This window comes from Alteromonas sp. ABV4_150, assembly GCF_056311745.1.
In genome coordinates this window covers 553,976-571,220 of the sequence record NZ_CM149971.1, presented here as the reverse complement: position 1 = coordinate 571,220, position 17,245 = coordinate 553,976, and the positions used below count along the sequence as shown (strand labels likewise).

Here is a 17,245-nt window from a genome sequence, read left to right as displayed (position 1 = left end):
GTCCCTATTGAAATACAACGGCTGACTTGCTGGTGATAAGCAAAGTGCCAGAGATAATTAACATAATACCCAGCACGGCATAAATGTCGAAAGTTTGTTTCCAAAACACCACCGAAGCAGCGGTGATAAGGGCGATACCCATACCTGACCATATCGCATAGGCAACGCCAATTCCCATGTTTTTTAAGACCATGGCAAACAGCATCCCTGACACGGTATAGAAGAATATTGCGCCGTACCCAAATGCCCATTTTTCCCAACCGTTTGACATTTTAAGCAGCATGGTAGCTGTGACTTCAGTGATAATTGCAACCGCTAAAAGTAAGTAAGTCATCGTATGTTCCTTCTTGTTAAAGTGAAATTAGTGAGAGTTGATTGTTTGAAAACGGCGTTCAAGAGTGATGAGCGACACAATGTAAACAGCGACAATTACCGCCGAAATTGCTTCTACTTGTGCCTCCGGAAATAGATACCAAGCTACGAGGATGCCGAAGGTTCTTGCGATAGTGTGGAAATAGCCAACCCAATGCTCTATAGCCCACGATAAAGGCATCCACATTAGTCCAGCAAGAATGCCAATACTTAACGGCACAGTTGTGTGGTCAATGGCGGCAACCGGAAGGGCGATGGCAAAGACCAGTAGACTCATAAACATACCAACAAAGAAAAGGCGGTCGAAGCTGTTCTTTACTGCGCTTTTCGCAAAGAACCTTTCACCAGTAAGGTAAGACAAGCCAGCGCCTAGGTAGAAAATTGCCCCTGTGCCGATGTAAAGCATCCAGGTAATAGTGAGCTCAGATACAAAGGGAGCACTAATTCCCAGTAAGGCCCAAACAAACGTGCCCGCAAGCGGCATGGCAATAAATCTGTTCTTTTTGAAGTCTTCGCGCTGTTGTTCTAGTGAAAGAGGGAAGTTCTGAATACTGGTTGTAGAAGCGTGGTCTAGTATATGTTCCATGTGCTTTACCTAATGTTGTAACGTCGATAGGTAAAGTATGTAAAAGTATATCAGATTGCGTTAGTCACAAACGTCATCAATAGCATGTGACATTTGTCACCAGATTTACGAACTATGGGTTTGGGCTAGCTTTGTCGCGCTTTCTTTGCTTTGCGTTTGTTTAACACAGAGTCACCATCTTCTTTCGAAAGCATTAAACTGTCGTAAATACTCACTAGCGCCAAAGCCCCCATAAATATCATGGATAAGGTGAAGGTTTGTAGATTTGGCGTGTCGGGGCTTTGTCCAAGAATGAAGGCTGCAGCAGCAATTGCAAGCGCTGATAAGGTAATACCAAGGCCGCGATTCATCTGCATTAGAATAGCGCCTAGCGTATTTGCATCTCGCATTCTATTAGACGGTACGTCGGCAAAAGCAATAGTATTTATTAAAGTTAAGTGCATTGAGCGAGTCATGCCGTTAGCAAACAATATAGCGGCAATGGTAAACGACGACGTGGTGTGATTTATCATAGCTAGCGCGACAAAACCAAGAGCGATGAGCACGCCGTTCACTACAAGTACGCGTTTGAAACCAAACGTATTCATGAACCACGTTGTTGCGGGCTTTATCGCCAAGTTTCCAGCAAAAAGCCACAGCAAAAGGGAACCAGCCTCTACAGGCGAGTAACCTAGCCCTAGCTGAAGCATAAGGGGCACGAGAAAAGGCGCGCTTCCTAGTGCCACTCGCACAACAGAGCCGCCGTAAACCGAAAGTCTGAAAGTTTTATGCTGCATGGCATCAAAGGAAAATAATGGGTTTTTAGCTTTTTTGACATGCCGTATTGCGAAAGTCATGAGTACTATGCCAATGGCAATGACGCCAAGTGACTGAAGAAGTTTATCGCTTGTGCTGGCAAGAAACTCAATGCCAGCCATAAATAGCGCAAAGCCGACGCCGGTAAGCAGAAAACCTTTGACGTCGAATTTACCCACATCGCCTTTGGTATTTCTTAAGAGGTAAAGAGAAGCGGTGATTGCGATAATGCCTAGCGGGATATTCATATAAAAAATCCACTGCCAGCTAAAGTGGGTTGCTATGTAGCCCCCAAGCACTGGGCCTAATAGCGGTGCACTTAATGCAGGCCAAGTGATAATGGCTACGGTTTTTACTAGTTTTTCTTTGGGTAAATCCCGCAATACCACTAATCTTCCAACCGGCACCATCATAGCGCCGCCTAAGCCTTGCAGAATGCGAGATAAGGTAAATTCGAATAAGCTGGTACTTAAGCCGCACAGGACCGAGGCGAAAGTGAAAACGGCAATCGCCGCTATAAATATAGTTCGAGCACCAAATTTGTCAGCAGCGTAGCCGCTCAAAGGAATAAAAAGCGTGACGGCCACTAGGTAGGCCGAAACGCCAATAGAAAGGTGCGCTGCCGGTACATTGAACTCACCAGCAATTACAGGGAGCGCGGTGGTAATTACCGTGGCGTCTAAAATTTCCATAAAGAGTGCCCCTGCTACTAAAAGGGCAGTGGCAAACTCTCTATTGTACAATTTCAAAGGCTCTAACAACGCGCGCTACACCCGTGATATTGCGAGCAATATCTACAGCGGCAGTGGCTTCAAGGTTGGATAATCGACCCATTAAAAATACTTCTGAATCTTGCACAACCACTTTAACCTGAAGAGCAGGAACGCGCTCATCAGCGACTATCTTGGTGCGTACTTTTGACGCTAGCCAAATATCGTTGGCCTGAGTACCCGCTCCGATAGGTTCGCCAATGCGTATTTGGTTGTGAATTTTCTTAATGTAGCCAACTTCCTGAGCACGGCTAACAGCCTCCTTTACAAGACCTTGATTGGGGGCTTGGCCGGTGAGCAACGCAACACCGTTATAAACATCGACCTGAAGGTTAGCTTGCTCTTTAAGGGCATCGCTTTTCGACCATTGATAAGACACTGCTGCATCAGCATTTTGATCGTCAAGTTGAGTACCCACGGTGCGTCGGTCATTTGCGACCTTTGCTGCCATTGCGCCCGCTGCGCCAACAGCCACTACACAACCTTGTAATATTAAAATCAGCGCTAATACAGAGCCCAGTAGACCTAAGTTCTTTATTTGTTTACTCATAGTTAATTTAATCAGTCGTCGCCATGATCTGCAGGGAATAAGCTGTCGTCAATGCACTCACACAGGTTGTGTATCACTAGCAGGTGAACTTCCTGAATACGCGCTGTGCGGTTAGATGGAACGCGAATTTCTACGTCATGCTCACTTAAAAAACCAGCCATTTCGCCGCCGTCTTTACCGGTAAGCGCGACAATAGTCATATCGCGCGACAATGCTGCTTCCATTGCTGCGATAACATTACGTGAATTGCCGCTAGTGGAAATAGCGAGAAGTATGTCGCCAGGCTGGCCTAATGCACGTACCTGTTTGGCAAATATTTCGTCATAGCTGTAGTCATTAGCGATAGACGTAATGGTCGACGTGTCTGTGCTCAGTGCAATCGCAGGCAGGCTAGGGCGGTCGCGTTCGTATCGGTTTAACATTTCTGATGAAAAGTGCTGTGCATCGCCTGCAGAGCCACCATTACCACAACTCAGTACTTTATTGCCTCTTATTAAGGCTTCAACCATCATGTACGCCGCTTTTTCAATATACTCCGGTAATATTTCCGATGCTGCAATTTTTGTCTGAATGCTCTCGGTAAAGTTCGCTTTTATCTGTTCAATCATCTGTAATCTCTTTGTATTTAACTGCCTACTGATCTTTTTTAGTGGTTGTAGCACTTAGTTACAACGCACGGCTAAACGTAATGATCAGTATCTGAGAAATATTTGCTTATGCTTTGCAATATTAATATCAAATACCAGGTGGCATTAACCTTTACTACAATGCCAAGGTATTATTTATTGAAGCGAGCGAAAGAACTCAACTAAGTTTTTTGCTTCATCTTCAACTTTAAAGTTCTTTACAATGTGCTCACGACCGGCTTTGCCCATTTCTGCAAGTTTATCCATATCCGACAGAAGTAAATCTATCTTTTCTATGACAGCTTGCTGGTTTTTGATAGGTACTATATATCCGTCAATACCTGATCTAACGATATCTTCCCATGCGCCCGCTTGTGTTGCTAGTACAGCCGCACCTGCGCTCATGGCTTCAGGTACGGTTAAACCAAAACCTTCGTTGTCGCTAAGTGCATTCACTAGGGACAGTGCACTGAATATGCTAGGAATCTGTTCAAAGGGCAACTCACCCGTGAAAATGATGCGATCAGTTAAACCTGCTTCAGACACCTTTTCTTTGAGTTGATTTACAAAAGCTTGGTTGCTCGTAGAAATGGCGCCCACCACAATCGCATTCACGTCAGGGTATTTAGGTAATATTTTGATGCAAGCCTCCACAAAAAGGTGAACGCCTTTTTGCTCTCTTACTCTACCTAAAATTCCTATTCCGTATTTTCCACCGTAACCGAGTGACTGCCAAGCTTCTTGTTTGTTTTCTGCTGGCGTATACTTGTCAATCTGCACACCGTGGAGATTAATTTTGGCAGGCGGTTTGTCTAAGTACTGTGCGGAACGGTTACTCATCGCAATAATTGCGTCCATCCTATTGCTTAACCACACCGTGGAAGCAGAACGCTTTCGCTGAGCTGCCGAGCTAAATACGAGCTTTATTTTTGCGCGGAACACGTATTTCAGGATTATTCCCTGGATCATTTCATCAACGCGACGAGCGTGAAAAATACGCCACTTGCCATTGCTAAGCGGGCGTCGACACATTTTAACGACTTCCCAGAATGTTATCGTCATCGAAGGATCTGAGACAAAATGTTTACCCATGATCCGTAAATTAATCATGTTTCTTTGTATCGATGTCACTTGTAGCATGGTAGACGTTACACCAGAAAAGTTGGCACTGGAGTTACCAACTATTAATTCTATTTCTTGGTTATCAAGGTTACAGGGCGACATCTTGTTATTGGGGACTCATTATTCGTGGAAACCTAGGAGACTATTCGTCAAATAGGAGAAAGCTTGTAAAACTAAGATAAAAAAGGGAAGTCCTTTTACTTTAGGATCTTGCCATTTATTCTCAAACGCGTTCACATCCAACACTTACGATCTTCCTTTTTTAGGAACATAAATCGTATGGCTATATGTCGTAAGCCTCTATCCAACGTTTTTTAGCCACTGAAGCTTGCTTCCGTCTATGGCAACAACGTCTACCCTTAAGGGCGTAGATGCTGGATTCAGGCTATTATCTAACAAATAGAAACCAAACGCAGCATGAATTCGGTTTAGCTTTTTGGCAGTGACAAACTCTAAAGCACTGCCAAAACGATTCTGCTTCCGGTATTTGACTTCAATACACACAATAGTATTGCCGTCTTGCATTACAATATCTAACTCTCCACGTCGCGTGCGGTAGTTTCGACACAAAAGCGTAAGACCTTGTTCCTCAAGATATTGACAGGCTTTGTCCTCTGCTGCATTCCCTTGCAGTGTTGACATAATTCTACTCCGAAAGCATTTGAACTTTTTCGTTACGGATTATAGCTTGGGGCTGCTGGCGAATGACTTCGCCTTTCTCATTAAGTGAAAGGGTTCCGGTTAATCCTTCATGTGAAAGGTATTTAAGCGTGTTAAGCATGCCTAGCTGTGGAAGTAGCTGGTAGGCATCAAAGCCAAACGCAAACAAACGTTTTTGCATGGTATTTTGATTTTGCCAAGCCTGCTCGACCTCTTGCTGAAGAGGTTGCCAACTGTGTGAAGGCATTAACCATGGCATATCGATAAAATGCACGTTTTGTAAATCACGCCATTGGTTTTTTCCGCTGTCGTAATCCATCGAACGAGATGTGGCATACACAGGAACTTGTTTTCCATCGTAAGGGTTTAAGCTTGCTTCAATTATTGGGTTAAGTAGCTCTGTGTCTTGCGGAGACGCAAACGCAACTATAGCGTCAATATCGCGTCTGCTGCGAGGCATGTTATACACTTCATTATTGGTCATGTACTCAATTTGATTAATGCGATCATTGCTTTGGGCAACGTCGAGCGCTTGAGTTATACCCTCGCGAAGCGAGTTGCTGTCGTTAAACGTAACCGAGGTTATGTTAGTGCGGCGTTTGTTCTCTTTATTATTAAGTGCCTTCCAATGCACTTTAAATGTGGTGTCCATTCGCTGATACAGACTGCTTTGAGCCGCAATAACGATAGGTGCACGATAGCCTTTATTAAAAATAAATTCGGCAAGTTGCTTGGCTTCATCTTCCGGGGCAAGGCCGAAAAAATTCAAAGAGGTTGCTAAATCCAGTGTATCCAGCTCTCCTTGGATTTCTGTATCCGTGAGCATACCTCCAGCCGAATCAGTGCCGTTATCTAGCGCAGAATTTGATGTTGTCGCTAATCTATTCTTGGTCGGCGGTTCGTTTGCAATTACTTGGTCTATCAGCTCTTCTGGACGATTCAATGCCAGTACGTTCACCCCAACAGGTAAATTAGGAATTAAACTTTCTACGGTATCTTTTAACAGCGGGCCAACAATGAATTTAGTGTCGCCAATTTCATTTAGTAGGTGCTGCGTATCAACGCCATTAGTGTCAATAAAACGAAGTCGCGGCAGTAAGTGCTCATCTCGACGTTTTTCAACATCAGTATAATAGGCCGACATTATACCATTTTTTACTACTTGCCCCGTGCGCGCTAAGCGGCCGGAAAGTGGAAGTAGTACTGCAATATCATTGGCGCCAGCGTCAGTAAGCTGTGTTGCTTTAAGCACATTGTTAGGCAAAGTCGTTTCTAAAATGTGCCCGCGATAAACTTGTTGAAACTTTTGAAGCTCTCTTGCTAATGTTGCGGGCGATGAAGCATTCGCTTCAGTCAACTCGCGAAGCGTGATGAAAGGTGATAGAGCGGGATACGCTTTTCCTACTTTTGAAAGCGTTTCCGTCGGTATGGAAGTGAGCCACTGCCATACCTGCTGTACTTTATCTTCGTCTGGCAAGTTGGTTTTTAGCACGCTATTGGCTGCTGCTGCAAAATTACCTTGCTGTGAGTACAGCTGAGTTTGAAGTTCAGCTTTTTGGAATGCAGTTTCCCCTGTGCCCATTACACCATCGAGCATTGCCAGCAATTCGTCTGCTGACGCATCAGGCATCCCCGCATAGGCTTTGGTAACTAAAAGAGAATAGTACGAGTAGTTACGTTCTGACACACCATCTTCTTTAACTTCATACAACACCTGCTGCGCTAATACAGGTTGCTGGTTTTGAAGGTATAAATCAGCGGCTTGCAGTAATAAGCTATTACGCTGTTCTTTATCTCGGGTACGTTCCCATACCTTCTTAGATTCTAGGAGTTTGTGCGAAGGTGTGACATTCTCTTCAACCTGGGTGGTTTCAATTGAAGTCGGTTCCACTACCACAGGTTTCGACTGAGTTTTTGGAGTACTCCCACAACCCGATAGTACCAATACTGTAGCAATGGCTGATAGCGTAAAAATTTTTCCAGATTGTCCGATATGACGCACAGTTTCATTCCTTTTACATCGTTATAGGTCAAGTTTATCTTAACCAGTGTGAAAATCTACGCTTGCCAGCATAATCTGGACTAATGGCGTGATACACTTATCGCATAACCTTTCAATTTAACGTAAGACTTAACCACTGTTATGACAGACACCGCCACTCTTTATATTGTTCCTACGCCTATTGGCAACTTAGATGACATCAGTGCTAGAGCAATTCGCGTATTAAGTGAAGTTAACTGGATTGCTGCCGAGGACACCCGTCATAGCGCGCGACTTCTACAGCACTTTAGTATTGGAACTAAGACCCTTTCACTTCACGAGCATAATGAAGATAAGCGTACAGCTATGCTTTGTGAACGTTTGAAAGGTGGTGAATCTGTTGCTTTGATAAGTGATGCGGGCACGCCACTTATCAGCGACCCTGGTTTTGTTTTAGTGCGTAAATGCCGTGAGCAAGGCATTCCAGTTAGTGCTTTGCCCGGACCATGCGCCGCAATTACTGCATTAAGCGCGTCAGGACTGCCTACAGATAAATTTACATTTGAAGGCTTTTTGCCAGTTAAAACCCAAGCGCGTGAAGGTGTATTATCAGCGCTATTAGATAGAACTTTCACCACGGTTTACTATGAAGCGCCTCGTCGAATTCTAGATACGGTTACCGACATTCAGCGTGTGTTAGGCGAACGCCACATTGTTGTGGCTAAAGAGTTGACTAAAACCTTTGAAACCTATGTAAGTGGTAACGCACAAGATGTGATTGATTATCTTAATGCCGATGCTGCACACCAAAAAGGTGAGTTCGTTGTGATGATAGGTCCCGCTAAGGTAAGTGACCAAGCAATACCCAGTGAAGCAATGTCACTCCTAAATACCTTGTGCGAGCACATGCCGTTGAAAAAAGCAGCGGCTGTGGTAGCAAGTCATTATGACTTGAAAAAGAATGCGCTGTATCAAGCAGGGCTAGATGCAAAAGCGTAATTTGCTCTAAGAAAGATTGATCTTAAGCGTCATCGGCGAAATACAAAGTAGTACATTGTATGACAGTCCAAGATGAATGGGCTGGTTACTAAAGGAGGCGCAGATGACAAAGACTCTTAAAATCACCATGTCTGATGGCAAATGGCTGGTAGATATATTCTCTCAAACGAATGACTCTGGCGTTTACGATTTAATCCATCCAAATGATGTGACAGAAGTCTCATTGAGCGAAGGTGAGATGTACGGCTTTCGCTACAGTTTGCAGGGGAAGCCTGGCACAACCTTTAAAATAGAATTAGGTAATGATGTCCTTGCTGAAGGAGAGATTGACAAATCTGAAGCTGCTTCGGGTAGTGGTGTGGTATAGCTATAACGTGTTACTACTATCAAAAGTATTGAGAGCCGAAGCCGCAATTTGCGGCTTCGGGTTCAATTTTCTAATAGCTAAATACCCTCTGGGAACAAGCTTTCTTTTGTTACTACCTGTATGCTTTCAATAACTTGACGCACTTCGTCGTCGAGTTTTTCATTTCGAAGCGCTAATGTCCGGTTTCGCTCAAACAGTTCGGTGTGGCTTTCCAACCTTCTTCCCATTTTTCTCCATGCTTGCACCCTAGCTTCATATGGCCATGCTTCAAGTTCAATACGGTGAGAATCTAACTGAGTTAGAAGCATAGTCGCGGCTGCCGCCATAGACATTCCGCCTGGCCAGTTAGGATTGTTATTTTCGGGGTCGAAGGAGACGAACGCAGTCATTAATGGGCCATAGTTTTTCAGCCAGTCATAATACCTATTAAAGGCTTTTTCATCGTATTCATCGACGTCAAAATTGTAAGACCTGCGGTCTGAAACGGTGACCCTAGAAGGCGTGTTGTCGACATAGACGGCAGTGGTCGTTGTTGAGGTAGTTATCGCTGGCGCATCGGTAGCATCTGGCATGGCATCATCAGCGCCCCCCACTGTTAACCTTCCTCCTTTTCCTAGCCCCCCTTCAACTTCTTGCGCTTTGTAAGAGCGAAGTGCGACCACCATCTGGTTAAAAGAATCGGCAAAAGCAGTGACCAGCATTTTACCTTCAGGTGTTTTTGAGAAGCCGCCAGCACCACCTGCTGCTGCGCCAGCAAACATGCCGCCAAACAAGCTAAAGTCGTGATTCGCAGCACTACCTGTTGCAGCAGAAACCTGAACACCGGAGCGGTTATCTATAAGCAGTAACGAGGTAGCCGCTTCATTCTTGCTAAAACCTCCGCCAACGATAGAGCCTAATGTGCCAAACAGTGCACCGGCTATGGCTTTACCACCCTGGGTTTTTTCGGCAAAAAGTACAGATGGGCTGAGCGTGTAATCAGCTGCTACCATTTGGCCGCCCCCAATATTTGAACCAGAGCGAAGTTGCCCAGATTGCATTAGCTGACGCTCGGTGTTCATTGCATTCATAGCGCGGCCACGCTCAACAATGACAAAACAGTTAGACTGTTGAATCATTAACCTGATAACAGGAATGGTACTGCCGAGTTTTGGGTAAGTTCTGCGGTACTCTGACCACCAGGGCAAACTTGTATCTTCAAAAACACTTAATGTACCGAGTGTTTCGTCACAATTCTCTAATTGCGCATTATTATTTGAAGCCGTAGCGCCGCCGGCGCCACCACTTACTGCGCCTGAACTTCCACCTCCCATAGAAGGATTTGTCGACATACAGGCCGTGGTTAAAAGTAGCGCACTAAGCGCAGATACAAAAGGTTTGGCAAATGTGTGTACTTGAGTTGCACAGCTTGAGCCTAGATTATTCCTTCTCACGATCAATTCCTCTGATAAAGATAAGATATAACCGAGACAGGCAATTTTTGATGGTTTGATACAACACCTGAATTCGGTGTTGAACAAAAGACGGCGGAGATTAAGGACTCACCTTAGAAAGGACTGGTAGGTCGAAATTCCCTTTTGACTACTCAACAATCTCAAAATAGCACTAGAGCAGATTGGGAACAAGCTAATTGATCAAATATTGATCAATTAGCTTTTGGTATACTTTTTAGTGAAGGGTTAAGTCTAAGACAAACGGCCTTTAAAGTCTTCGTAACTGAACTCACGAACTAGTTCGAAGTCGCCATTAGTTCGTAAAATACCAATAGCAGGGTGCTCTACACCGTTAAAGAATGTGGTTTTTACCATGGTGTAATGCATCATATCTTCGAACTGTAAACGATCGCCAGCTTTCAACGGTGCGTCAAATGAATAGACATCAATAACATCGCCAGCAAGACATGAATTTCCGCCTAGCTTTACGTTATGCGCTTTTTCATCTGGCATACCTGCACCTAAAATGGCAGGTCGGTAAGGCATTTCCAAAACGTCCGGCATGTGAGCGGTAGCCGAGATATCTAGAATGGCAATATCACCATCGTTTTCTACCATATCTACCACTTCACAAATTAGTGGGCCTGTTTGCCATGCAACAGCAGAACCTGGCTCTAAAATTACGTCTAGGTGTGGGTAACGCGCTTTAAAGTCTTTTAGCGTTTTAATAAGGTGCTCTACATCATAACCTTCACGGGTCATAAGGTGTCCACCGCCTAGGTTCAACCATTTCAATTGAACAAGCCATTTACCAAAGCGCTTTTCGATAGCTTCAAGGGTGCGTGCAGTAGCAAAAGAATCACACTCACAAAGGTTGTGGCAGTGAAAACCCTCGATACCCGTCAGATCTACGCCTTCTAGCTCACTGGCGCGTATGCCTAAGCGCGAGCCTGGCGCTGCTGGATCGTACAGTGGCGTATCAGCCTCTTGATGCTCAGGGTTTATGCGAAGGCCTAACGAAACGTTCGATAAGGTTTCTTTATGCGTATTCCACTGGGTTAAACTATTGAAAGACAGATGGTTAACAAGGCTCGCTAGTTCCTTCGCGTCATTAACTTTGTACGCTGGAGAATAAGCGTGAACTTCTTTACCCATCTCTGCCGCGAGTTTAGCTTCCCAAACCGAGCTTGCTGTTGCGCCGTGTAAATACTGTTTAATAATGTCGAAGCATGACCACATTGAAAAGCCTTTCAGCGCCAAAATGATGCGGGCACCTGATTCGTCTTGAACCCGTTTCATGAGCTCAAGGTTTTTAATTAACTTTTCTTCTTCCAGCACATAGCAAGGAGAAGGAATATCAGTGCGTTGAGTTAAATCGGTCAATGGGTAAAGCTCCAAAAAATAAAACTGCTTACAGCATTAATGAGGTGTCTAATGTATTACATAACCAGTCTTAGCTCAAAAAACGGCTGACTGGTACAGTTTAACAACCTGGGATGGTTTGAATTATTTCAATTGCAGTTATTGCGGTAACAAAAAAGGGCGCTTGAATTAAGCGCCCGGGTATCTACTATTTGGTGAAAGGGCTGCTTTCACATTCAAGAACGTGCCATGGTAGGCCGTGCTCGTTAAGCATATCCATGAATGGGTCTGGGTCGAATTGTTCCATGTTCCAAACGCCCGACTCTTTCCATGTACCATTAAGCATAAGCGCCGCGCCAATCATCGCCGGAACACCTGTGGTGTAAGATACGGCTTGTGCGCCCACTTCTTCATTACATTTTGCATGGTCACAGTTATTGTAGATAAAGATGGTTTTTTCTTTGCCATCTTTAATACCTGTGATGTAAGTACCAATACACGTCATGCCGCTATAGCCTTCAGCAAGTGAACCTGGGTTAGGCAGTACTGCTTTCAAGAACTCTAGAGGCACAATCTTTTGGCCTTGGAATTCAACTGGCTCAATGCTAGTCATACCAATGCCTTCAAGTACGCGCAGGTGGTTAAGGTAAGCATCACCAAAGGTCATCCAGAAGCGTGCACGCTTCAGAGTAGGGAAGTGCTTAACAATAGACTCTAGCTCTTCGTGGAACATCAGATAAGACGCACGAACCCCAATGTTTTGGTAATCTAGGTCTTCACGTACGCTTAGCGGATCGGTTTCTTTCCACTCGCCGTTTTCCCAGAAACGACCGCGTTGGGTAATTTCACGAATGTTGATTTCAGGGTTGAAGTTAGTCGCGAAAGCCTGACCGTGATCGCCGCCATTACAGTCTACGATATCAAGGTAGTGAATTTCGTCGAAGTAATGCTTAGCTGCATATGCTGTGTAAACGTTAGTTACACCTGGATCAAAGCCACTGCCAAGAAGGGCCATAATGCCAGCGTCTTTAAATTTGTCTTGGTAAGCCCACTGCCATGAGTATTCGAATTTTGCTTCGTCTTTTGGCTCATAGTTGGCAGTGTCTAAGTAATCTGTGTTAGTAGCAAGACATGCATCCATAATAGGCAGGTCTTGGTATGGCAACGCTAGGTTGATTACTAGGTCTGGTTTTACTTCGTTAATAAGTGCTTCAACTTCTTTTGCATTGTCGGCATCAACAGCGAAAACACCCTTAACGCGATCTGCACCTACTTCTTGTTGCAGTGCTTCACACTTGGATACCGTGCGGCTTGCTAAGTAAATTTCGTCGAAATGTTGCGGTAAACGTGCACATTTTTTCACAGTTACCGACGCAACTCCGCCAGCACCAATAATTAAAACGCGAGACATAATAACTAATCCCTAATTTTGCTAATGAATTTTGGGCTGAATGCTAGCAGACCAATGGGATTTGGCAAGCAAAGACAGCCTATGAAAGGACAAAAAATTTTAATCGTAACAACGAATGTAAAAGGTAGTGCACGCACTGGCGAACCTACCTTAAAAAACTATTGTAATAACCGATCCGGGTTTGTACTAGGTAATTTGAAATACAATGCTTTCACTACCGTATTGCACTAACGCGTTACCGTATCTATAGGCGGAGAAATGACTACTTTGTCATCTACCTTGTAGTAAGGATAAAGTATGAGCCGTTCTTCGTGATTTGGTGTGGCAGTTGCAATGGCAATCGCATCAAGGGTCTTACTGTCTTGAGTGTTAACTGCCGCAGCATACACTAAGACACTGTAACTGTTTGTATCTGTTGTAGTATCGATTATTCGCCACTGAAGCTGTTCAATAAGCTGTGACTCGCGCTTTTTAGTTCCAGACTCGTCGGCAAAAATACAACCGATGCGACCATTTTCGTAAATAGCAGCAAAAGGATAAAACACATCACACACGGGCAACATAAGCTCACATAGATTTAGTGACTTTGACACGAGTGCATTTAACTGCGTTGGCAATGTAACTGGACGGTCGATCATAGCGTATCTCCTGTGAGTTAGCTTTGCTGTACACCTGATAATACCTACGCGTTCTCAGTCACATTAGTTTAATAATCAAAATTTTGATAGTAAAAAATTGCCTATTCAGACTAAAAGATTATAAGTCACATCACCTTTCTCAAACCGCAATTACGCGTGCGGCAAGGTTAATAACGAAATACGGTTACTCTTCTGATATTAGCTGTTTTTGATACTTAAGCGGTGTGGTGGAAAACCACTTTTTAAACGCGTGGGTAAATGATGATTGCTCTTGAAACCCCAATAAATCTGCGGTGTCGGCAATAGAGTATTGTTTAAGAAGGTCGTCTAAACGAGATTTGCGCTCACTATCAAGAATTTGCTGAAAGCTAGTGTTGCTTTGCTTCAACTTTCGCTGCAGTGTGCGCGGGCTTATGAATAGCGCTTCGGCCATACGCTTTTGATCACACCCCTTTAGCGTTGGGTTGGCTTTTAAAAGTGCAACGACTTTGTGAGCGATATCTTCGTGTGGATTAGGGTAAAAATGGCGCTTGTTAGTTTGAGCAAATCGTTCCCCTTTGCACTCGTCTAATTCTTCTTCAGTCACTTTTATTAGCGCGCTGAACATAGCCTTGTTCTCACTGGTAAACGGCACATGCAGTAAGGGTAGGGGAAAGGTAATGGCATTGGCGCGTGCACAATCAACTACTTTGCAGTTAAACCACTGGGCTAAAGTATCTTTTTCCAGCGTGCTCAAGGGAAAAGTAAAGGTAATAGCGTTTAATTGGCAGGCTGAACCCAATATTTTATAAACGGTTGCTACCCAAGCAGTGGTATTGCGCAACACCATTTGTTTGTTATCTGGGCTTTTAGGTACCCACTCAACCCGGGCATCTTCAGATTCAAAAAATACGCTTGTTGTGCCGATATCAGCGACTAGCGCATCAAACCGGGTGAGCGCCCCTATGGCTTGAGCTAAATTCTCGCAACTTTCAACGAGGTAACCCAACACCCCATAATCTTTTGCCTGAATATGTTTGCCTAACTCAAACCCAAATAATGCATTGTTGGTGAGCGATGCACCTTGGTTTAACAGCTCGACGTAGGCTTCCATGGAAACACGGGATGAACCTGGAAGTGAGCTATGCTTTTGCGTGAGTCGCGACAGTTCTCTTGTATCAACCTCTAAGCTAGCTAAATAGCTTTCTATACTTTGAATATAGGCAAAAGAAACTGATGGCATAGTTATGTCGCAAAATAACAAAAAACATGACGTATTAACGCAAGATCAAATATGAATGTCAATTTATGCTAATAGCCATGAGAAGAGGACATATCGTAAATGGTTGACGTTCAGTACCAAAGAATTATTCATTCAACGCCACAAGTGCTTCGCGATACTCTGCTTGATCACCCGAATTTAAGCGATTTCTTTAACGCTTCGTTTAAGGTATTAAGGGCAGCAAAGAATAGTGAAGTCAGTGGCGGAGTGGGCTGCGTGAGAGAAGTGAGTATTCTAGGCGTTAGCTTTAAAGAAGAGATTGTGAAAGCAGACACAGATGGTATTGAATATCGTGTTGTTGACGACTTTCCAGTAAAAGATCATCGGGGAGTTATCAGGTTTTCCGCACAGGGTAGCCTAACCAAAGTTTCTTATCGCATTAGTTGTTGCGCGCCTTGGTATATACCCAATTGGCTACTGACGCGCCTTTTACAAAACGACATTGAGCAATGTTTGAATAAGTTAGGAGCGCGTTTTGATCCCCGTTGAACTTATTTTACTTGGCTTAAGCCCGGTTTTTTTACTGTGTGTTTTTGTGGAGTTCAAAAAGGCACGGCAGTTCTATAATGTAAAAGACAGTGTGAACAATGCTTTGCTCGCACTGCTTCATCAGGGCTCTGACGCTCTGGTGTTGCTACTGTTGATGCCTTTGTTTCTTTGGCTGCACCAGTTTTCTCTATTTAACATAGAACTTACGGCAGTATCGCTTTTTGCGGGTTTTATCCTACAAGACTTTTTGTATTACTGGTTTCATCGGGCTTCACACAACATACACTGGTTTTGGCTGGCCCATGCGGTGCATCACAGCTCAACAAAAATGAATTTCACCACGGCTTTCAGACAAAGTGTGTTGTATCCATTCGTTGGCATGTGGCTCTTTTGGGTGCCAATGATACTGATTGGTTTTTCACCCAGCCTGGTCTTTGCCATTGTCGCCATCAATCTGGCTTATCAGTTTTTTGTACATACGCAAACGATTGGTCATTTAGGCTGGGCAGAGCATATCTTCAACACGCCTACGCATCACCGCATTCATCATGCAACGAATAAACCTTACATTGATAAGAACTATGGCGGCGTACTTATTATATGGGATAAGTTATTCGGCACTTTTGCTAAAGAGGACAAAACGATAACGATAAAGTACGGCATTGTAGGAAAAATGCCTAAGGACGATCCTCTCAGCGCTAACTTCAGTCAATTAGGCGTGCTGCGTGAACAGCTTCAACAAGCAAAAGGAATAAAGGCAAAGTTGAAAAGATTGTTTGGCTATCCTGTTGCAGATTGATGAAATCATCTAGCTCCTTGCAAACCTCCTGTATGCAATACAACAATGCGTGAACCTTCCTCAAACTTGCCTTTAGCCAGCATATCTTTAACGGCCCAGAAGGCTTTGCCCGAGTAAACGGGCTCTATTTCAAAATTCATAGTGTTATTGAAATTGCTGCAAAAGGTTTGAAGCTCACTTGGCGCTTTGGCGTAGCCACCAAAATGGTAGCTATGATCAATATGCCAATGTGTCTGGTTAACTGTTGGAATAAATTGCTCAACCAACCCCTCTAGATAGCCTTCACCTTTTAGTACGCCTATGCCAATGGCTTTGTTGCGAGAACTAAACTCGATGCCCTTAGTACTATTACGTTTATTTAATGCGTTTACAATTCCCGCCAATGTGGCGCCGCTAGCGACAGGCGCAACGATAAAGTCAAAGTCTACCTCGATTTCATCGACCATATCTTTTATCCCTAAAAGCGCTTGCGCTTGGCTTCCACCTTCAGGAATGATAATTGCGCTGGGGAACTCCAGCTTTAGTTCATCCAAATAGGTACTATCGTTACGCTTTTTGTAGGTAACTCTGTTTACATATTCAATGCGAGTCTGCCACTGCATCAAATCTTTAATCATTGGCGATGGTGCAGCACTGTAGTCGCCGCGAATAATGGCGGTAAAGGGAATACCAAGTTTGAAACATGCGAACCCCAATGCATGAAGGTGGTTAGAAAAGCCGCCGCCGAAACTAATAGCGGCGTTTGGTAAAGGACTCGTTAGTGTATGGCTTAGCTTTCGCCATTTATTTCCTGACATCACAGGGTGAATAGCATCGTCACGCTTAACATAAAGCGATACCTTATTTGCACCCTCCCAGTTCGGTTTGAAAGGGATAAGAGGCGAAGGAAGAGCGAGTGACGTTTTAAATTCTTCAAGGGAAAGCACGGTGAGAGCCCAGAGACAGTTGATCATTTGCACATTGGCAAGAGTATAACCAGATAGAAATTCAATAAAAGACCTGTAATTTTTATTACGCTTTATAA

General features: G+C 44.1%; 18 protein-coding genes. 4 read left to right on the top strand and 14 right to left on the bottom strand.

Translation table 11 applies throughout. The features are described from left to right. Positions 1-4: 4 nt before the first annotated feature. The 8 genes from ACYX4M_RS02480 to ACYX4M_RS02445 all read right to left on the bottom strand — a co-directional run bounded on the left by ACYX4M_RS02480 (position 5) and on the right by ACYX4M_RS02445 (position 7,483). On the bottom strand, positions 5-334 hold the full coding sequence (locus ACYX4M_RS02480) for a DMT family transporter (RefSeq protein WP_071815800.1): 330 nt from the start codon (positions 332-334) through the stop codon (positions 5-7). 27 nt (positions 335-361) lie between these two features. Further along, on the bottom strand, positions 362-958 hold the full coding sequence (locus ACYX4M_RS02475) for a DUF7010 family protein (RefSeq protein ID WP_476081751.1): 597 nt from the start codon (positions 956-958) through the stop codon (positions 362-364). A gap of 125 nt (positions 959-1,083) precedes the next feature. After that, complete coding sequence (locus tag ACYX4M_RS02470; RefSeq protein WP_476081750.1) at positions 1,084-2,445, bottom strand: MFS transporter; 1,362 nt, start codon at positions 2,443-2,445, stop codon at positions 1,084-1,086. A 40-nt stretch (positions 2,446-2,485) separates the two neighbouring features. Next, entirely contained in the window at positions 2,486-3,061 is a 576-nt protein-coding gene (locus ACYX4M_RS02465; RefSeq protein ID WP_476082844.1) for a BON domain-containing protein, read from the bottom strand. 23 nt (positions 3,062-3,084) lie between these two features. Then, positions 3,085-3,681 carry a phosphoheptose isomerase gene (locus ACYX4M_RS02460; RefSeq protein WP_118492632.1) on the bottom strand — a complete coding sequence of 199 codons (597 nt, stop codon included), beginning with the start codon at positions 3,679-3,681 and terminating at the stop codon, positions 3,085-3,087. Between the two features lie 174 nt (positions 3,682-3,855). Next, positions 3,856-4,923 (bottom strand): glycosyltransferase family 4 protein, encoded by a 1,068-nt coding sequence (locus ACYX4M_RS02455; protein ID WP_476081749.1) that lies wholly within the window; start codon positions 4,921-4,923, stop codon positions 3,856-3,858. 198 nt (positions 4,924-5,121) lie between these two features. Continuing rightward, entirely contained in the window at positions 5,122-5,463 is a 342-nt protein-coding gene (locus ACYX4M_RS02450) for a YraN family protein (RefSeq protein ID WP_476081748.1), read from the bottom strand. Between the two features lie 4 nt (positions 5,464-5,467). After that, positions 5,468-7,483: a penicillin-binding protein activator gene (locus ACYX4M_RS02445; RefSeq protein ID WP_476081747.1), complete on the bottom strand. Its 2,016-nt coding sequence runs from the start codon at positions 7,481-7,483 to the stop codon at positions 5,468-5,470. A gap of 141 nt (positions 7,484-7,624) precedes the next feature. Between ACYX4M_RS02445 and rsmI the strand changes: the two genes are divergently transcribed. Both rsmI and ACYX4M_RS02435 read left to right on the top strand, forming a co-directional pair. After that, on the top strand, positions 7,625-8,461 hold the full coding sequence (gene rsmI, locus ACYX4M_RS02440) for a 16S rRNA (cytidine(1402)-2'-O)-methyltransferase (RefSeq protein WP_474805276.1): 837 nt from the start codon (positions 7,625-7,627) through the stop codon (positions 8,459-8,461). A gap of 103 nt (positions 8,462-8,564) precedes the next feature. Next, the gene (locus tag ACYX4M_RS02435) at positions 8,565-8,828 is read left to right on the top strand and encodes a hypothetical protein (RefSeq protein ID WP_476081746.1); all 264 of its coding nucleotides are present in this window, start codon (positions 8,565-8,567) and stop codon (positions 8,826-8,828) included. A gap of 77 nt (positions 8,829-8,905) precedes the next feature. On the opposite strand, the gene ACYX4M_RS02430 is transcribed toward ACYX4M_RS02435, so the two are convergent. The 5 genes from ACYX4M_RS02430 to ACYX4M_RS02410 all read right to left on the bottom strand — a co-directional run bounded on the left by ACYX4M_RS02430 (position 8,906) and on the right by ACYX4M_RS02410 (position 14,894). Then, a complete protein-coding gene (locus ACYX4M_RS02430; protein ID WP_476081745.1) occupies positions 8,906-10,261 on the bottom strand; it encodes a CsgG/HfaB family protein in 1,356 nt (451 codons plus the stop codon). A gap of 252 nt (positions 10,262-10,513) precedes the next feature. After that, on the bottom strand, positions 10,514-11,644 hold the full coding sequence (nspC, locus tag ACYX4M_RS02425; protein WP_476081744.1) for a carboxynorspermidine decarboxylase: 1,131 nt from the start codon (positions 11,642-11,644) through the stop codon (positions 10,514-10,516). 187 nt (positions 11,645-11,831) lie between these two features. After that, positions 11,832-13,034 carry a saccharopine dehydrogenase family protein gene (locus ACYX4M_RS02420; protein ID WP_269916754.1) on the bottom strand — a complete coding sequence of 401 codons (1,203 nt, stop codon included), beginning with the start codon at positions 13,032-13,034 and terminating at the stop codon, positions 11,832-11,834. A gap of 227 nt (positions 13,035-13,261) precedes the next feature. Further along, complete coding sequence (locus ACYX4M_RS02415; RefSeq protein WP_476055961.1) at positions 13,262-13,672, bottom strand: hypothetical protein; 411 nt, start codon at positions 13,670-13,672, stop codon at positions 13,262-13,264. A 184-nt stretch (positions 13,673-13,856) separates the two neighbouring features. After that, positions 13,857-14,894: an AraC family transcriptional regulator gene (locus ACYX4M_RS02410; RefSeq protein ID WP_476081743.1), complete on the bottom strand. Its 1,038-nt coding sequence runs from the start codon at positions 14,892-14,894 to the stop codon at positions 13,857-13,859. Between the two features lie 99 nt (positions 14,895-14,993). Between ACYX4M_RS02410 and ACYX4M_RS02405 the strand changes: the two genes are divergently transcribed. Beyond that, on the top strand, positions 14,994-15,422 hold the full coding sequence (locus tag ACYX4M_RS02405; protein ID WP_476081742.1) for an SRPBCC family protein: 429 nt from the start codon (positions 14,994-14,996) through the stop codon (positions 15,420-15,422). Then, on the top strand, positions 15,409-16,221 hold the full coding sequence (locus tag ACYX4M_RS02400) for a sterol desaturase family protein (RefSeq protein WP_476081741.1): 813 nt from the start codon (positions 15,409-15,411) through the stop codon (positions 16,219-16,221). Before ACYX4M_RS02405 ends, ACYX4M_RS02400 begins: the two co-directional genes overlap by 14 nt. A gap of 5 nt (positions 16,222-16,226) precedes the next feature. Here ACYX4M_RS02400 and ACYX4M_RS02395 read toward each other — a convergent pair whose 3' ends face one another. Continuing rightward, complete coding sequence (locus ACYX4M_RS02395; protein ID WP_476082843.1) at positions 16,227-17,147, bottom strand: 1-aminocyclopropane-1-carboxylate deaminase/D-cysteine desulfhydrase; 921 nt, start codon at positions 17,145-17,147, stop codon at positions 16,227-16,229. Positions 17,148-17,245: the final 98 nt, after the last annotated feature.

Coding starts and splice junctions, on each gene's coding strand:
- ACYX4M_RS02480 (WP_071815800.1), bottom strand. CDS start 334: ATGACTTACTTACTTTTAGCGGTTGCAATTATCACTGAAGTCACAGCT.
- ACYX4M_RS02470 (WP_476081750.1), bottom strand. CDS start 2,445: ATGGAAATTTTAGACGCCACGGTAATTACCACCGCGCTCCCTGTAATT.
- ACYX4M_RS02460 (WP_118492632.1), bottom strand. CDS start 3,681: ATGATTGAACAGATAAAAGCGAACTTTACCGAGAGCATTCAGACAAAA.
- ACYX4M_RS02415 (WP_476055961.1), bottom strand. CDS start 13,672: ATGATCGACCGTCCAGTTACATTGCCAACGCAGTTAAATGCACTCGTG.
- ACYX4M_RS02405 (WP_476081742.1), top strand. CDS start 14,994: ATGGTTGACGTTCAGTACCAAAGAATTATTCATTCAACGCCACAAGTG.
- ACYX4M_RS02450 (WP_476081748.1), bottom strand. CDS start 5,463: ATGTCAACACTGCAAGGGAATGCAGCAGAGGACAAAGCCTGTCAATAT.
- rsmI (WP_474805276.1), top strand. CDS start 7,625: ATGACAGACACCGCCACTCTTTATATTGTTCCTACGCCTATTGGCAAC.
- ACYX4M_RS02475 (WP_476081751.1), bottom strand. CDS start 958: ATGGAACATATACTAGACCACGCTTCTACAACCAGTATTCAGAACTTC.
- ACYX4M_RS02420 (WP_269916754.1), bottom strand. CDS start 13,034: ATGTCTCGCGTTTTAATTATTGGTGCTGGCGGAGTTGCGTCGGTAACT.
- ACYX4M_RS02410 (WP_476081743.1), bottom strand. CDS start 14,894: ATGCCATCAGTTTCTTTTGCCTATATTCAAAGTATAGAAAGCTATTTA.
- ACYX4M_RS02435 (WP_476081746.1), top strand. CDS start 8,565: ATGACAAAGACTCTTAAAATCACCATGTCTGATGGCAAATGGCTGGTA.
- ACYX4M_RS02455 (WP_476081749.1), bottom strand. CDS start 4,923: ATGTCGCCCTGTAACCTTGATAACCAAGAAATAGAATTAATAGTTGGT.